Annotated in this window: 4 protein-coding genes; all 4 read right to left on the bottom strand. The window is 66.7% G+C overall.

What is annotated here, in order from left to right:
- A partial coding sequence (locus tag EG885_RS22145) for an ATP-binding cassette domain-containing protein (RefSeq protein ID WP_131579004.1) occupies positions 1-347 on the bottom strand: 347 nt, incomplete at its 3' end.
- Positions 348-361: 14 nt separating this feature from the next.
- Entirely contained in the window at positions 362-1,246 is an 885-nt protein-coding gene (cysW, locus tag EG885_RS22140) for a sulfate ABC transporter permease subunit CysW (protein ID WP_131579002.1), read from the bottom strand.
- Positions 1,239-2,045: a sulfate ABC transporter permease subunit CysT gene (cysT, locus tag EG885_RS22135; RefSeq protein WP_379106089.1), complete on the bottom strand. Its 807-nt coding sequence runs from the start codon at positions 2,043-2,045 to the stop codon at positions 1,239-1,241. Before cysT ends, cysW begins: the two co-directional genes overlap by 8 nt.
- A gap of 29 nt (positions 2,046-2,074) precedes the next feature.
- Positions 2,075-3,052, bottom strand: a complete 978-nt coding sequence (locus EG885_RS22130) for a sulfate ABC transporter substrate-binding protein (RefSeq protein ID WP_131578998.1) — start codon at positions 3,050-3,052, stop codon at positions 2,075-2,077.
- Between the last annotated feature and the right edge of the window lie 72 nt (positions 3,053-3,124).

Genomic DNA, 3,124 nt, shown 5'->3' with positions numbered 1-3,124 from the left:
CGGCGGTCGATCGCGGCCTTGGGGGGGCGGGATGCGCGGGGGCGGGCGCGTAGGCCATAGGCGATGTTGTCGAACACCGTCATGTGGCGGAACAGGGCATAGGACTGGAACACAAAGCCCGCGCGACGCTCCTGCACCGACATGCCGGTGGCGTCCTGGCCGTTGAACAGCACCCGCCCCGAGGACGGGAATTCCAGCCCGCCCAGGATGCGCAGCAGCGTGGTCTTGCCCGAACCGGACGGCCCCAAAAGCGCCACCAGCGCCCCCGAGGGGATGGACAGCGACACCGGATGCAGGGCGGTGGTGGTGCCGAATTCCTTGGCGATCTCGTCGATCTGGATATGCATGGCGGTCCCTTTTCTCAATGGCGGCGGGTGGCCGACAGGGCGTCGGCATGGCGCAGTTCCAGCGCGGTTTTCAGCAGCAGCGTCAGCAGGGCAAAGCCGGTCAGCAGCGCGGCCATGGAAAAGGCCGCGACGGACAGGTATTCGTTGTAAAACATCTCGATGGTGATCGGCATGGTGGCGGTCTGGCCGCGGATCTTGCCCGAGACGACCGCGACGGCGCCGAATTCGCCCATTGCGCGGGCCGTGCACAGCAAAGTGCCGTATAGCAGCGCCCACCGGATGTTGGGCAGGGTCACGGTGCGGAACACCCGCCAGCCGCTGGCGCCCAGGGTCAGGGCGGCCTCTTCCTCGGCGCGGCCCTGTTCGATCATGACGGGGATCAGTTCGCGGGCGACAAAGGGAAAGGTCACGAAGACGGTGGCCAGCACGATGCCGGGCACGGCGAAGACGATGGGATAGCCGCTGGCCACCAGCCAGCCGCCAAGCGCGGAATTGGCCCCGAACAGCAGCACGATGCACAGGCCCGCCACGACCGGGCTGACGCTGAAGGGCAGGTCGATCAGGGTGATCAGGAAGGCCTTGGCGCGGAAGTCGAACTTGGTGATGAACCAGGCGGCGGCGATGCCGAAGACGGCGTTCAAGGGCACGGCGATGGCGGTGATCAGCAGGGTCAGGCGGATGGCCGATTGCGCATCGCGGCTGGCGAGGCTGGCGACCGCCGCGCCCCAGCCCTGTACCAGCGCCTCGGCAAAGACCGCCGCAAGGGGCGCGCCGACCAGCAAGGCGAGGCCACCTGTCGCGATGGCGATCAGGGCCAGACGGGCGGCGGGGGATTCCCCGGTGGCGGATCGAAAACGCGGCGCGGGGGCCGTGCGGGCGTGCAGGGTGGCGTCAGACATGACCGATCCTTTTGCGTGACCAGATCTGGATCAGGTTGATGACCAGAAGCATCGTGAAGCTGATCGCCAGCATGGCCAAACCGATGGCGCCTGCGGCGTCGTAATTGTATTCCTCCAGCTGGATGACGATCAGCAGGGGGGCGATTTCCGTGCGCAGCGGGATGTTTCCCGCGATGAAGATCACTGATCCGTATTCGCCGACCGCGCGGGCCAGCGACAGCGCGAAGCCGGTCAGCGCGGCGGGCATCAGCATCGGTGCGATGACATGGCGCAGGGTGTGGGTGCGGGACGCGCCGAGGGTGGCGGATGCCTCTTCGACCTCGGTCTCGATCTCTTCGATCACCGGCTGGACGGTGCGGGTGACAAAGGGCAGGCCGACGAAGACCAGCGCCAGAAAGATGCCCCATTGGGTATAGGCGATCTGCCAGCCGATCTGGTTGGTCAGTTGGCCCAGCACGCCGTTCGGGGCATAAAGCGCGGTCAGCGCGATGCCCGCCACCGCCGTTGGCAGTGCGAAGGGCAGATCGACCGCCGCATCGATGATGCGGCGCCCCGGAAAGCGATAGCGGACCAGCACCCAGGCCAGGATCACCCCGAAGACCAGATTGAAGCAGGCCGCGAGGAAGGACAGCCGGAAGGACAGCCACAGCGCCGTCCAGACCCTGTCTCGGTTGATCGTGGCCCAGATATTGGCCGCGCCGAAGTTCGCGCCCTGCCACAGCAGCGCGCCGATGGGCAGCGCCACCACCAGCGTCAGCATGAAGAAGGTGATGCCCGCGGACAGGCCGAGGCCGGGCATGGCGGTCCTCTGGATCAGGGGCGCGCGTGTCATGGTGCGACGTAGATCTGGTCGAAGATGCCGCCGTCACCGAAATGCTCGGGCTGCAGCCTGGCCCATCCGCCCAGATCGTCGATGCTGACAAGATCCAGTTCGGGAAAACGGGCCACGTCCGCCGGGTCGGCGGCGCTGGCATCCCATGCGCGGTAGTAATGCTTGAAGGCCAGCGCCTGCCCCTCGGGGGTATACAGATAGTCCAGATAGGCGGTGGCCAGTTCGCGTTGTTCGTCGTTCTGGATATTGCCCTCGACCAGCGCCACCGGCGGCTCGGCCAGGATCGAAAGCGAGGGGACGACGATGTCGAACTGTTCCTCGCCCAGTTCGGCCAGCGCCAGATAGGCCTCGTTCTCCCATGCCAGCAGCACGTCGCCGATGCCGCGCTGCGCGAAGGTGGTGGTCGAGCCGCGCGCGCCGGTGTCCAGCACCGGGACATTGGCAAAGAGCTGGCCCACGAATTCGGCCGGGTCGCGATCGTTCGCCTCGGCCCAGGCCCATGCTGCGAGGTAGTTCCAGCGGGCGCCGCCGCTGGTTTTGGGGTTGGGGGTGATCACCTCGACCCCCTCGGCGGTCAGGTCGCCCCAATCGGCGATGCCCTTGGGATTGCCGTCGCGGACCAGAAACACGATGGTCGAGGTATAGGGGCTGGAATTATGCGGCAGCTTCGACTGCCAGTCCTCGGGCAGTTTGCCGGTCGTGGCGATCTGGTCGATATCGCTGGCCAGTGCCAGCGTCACCACCTGCGCATTCAATCCGTCGATGACCGAACGCGCCTGCGCGCCCGAGCCGCCATGGCTGGTCTCGATTTGCGGGGCCTCGTGGCCCTGTTTGACCCAATGGGCGGCGAAGGCCTCGTTGAATTCGCGGTAGAGTTCGCGGGTCGGGTCATAGCTGACATTCAGCAGGGTCTGGGCATGGGCGGCGGGGGTGAAGGCGAGAAAAGCCAGCGGGATCAGGCGGAAGGCCGACATGGGGCATCTCCTTGTGGCGGGGGCTGAGGGGGGGGCGCTGCCCCCGTCCTGCGGACTCCCCCGGGATACTTG

The organism is Paracoccus nototheniae (assembly GCF_004335005.1).
GTDB classification, from domain to species: Bacteria; Pseudomonadota; Alphaproteobacteria; order Rhodobacterales; family Rhodobacteraceae; genus Paracoccus; species Paracoccus nototheniae.
This window is presented reverse-complemented; position numbering and strand designations above follow the sequence as displayed.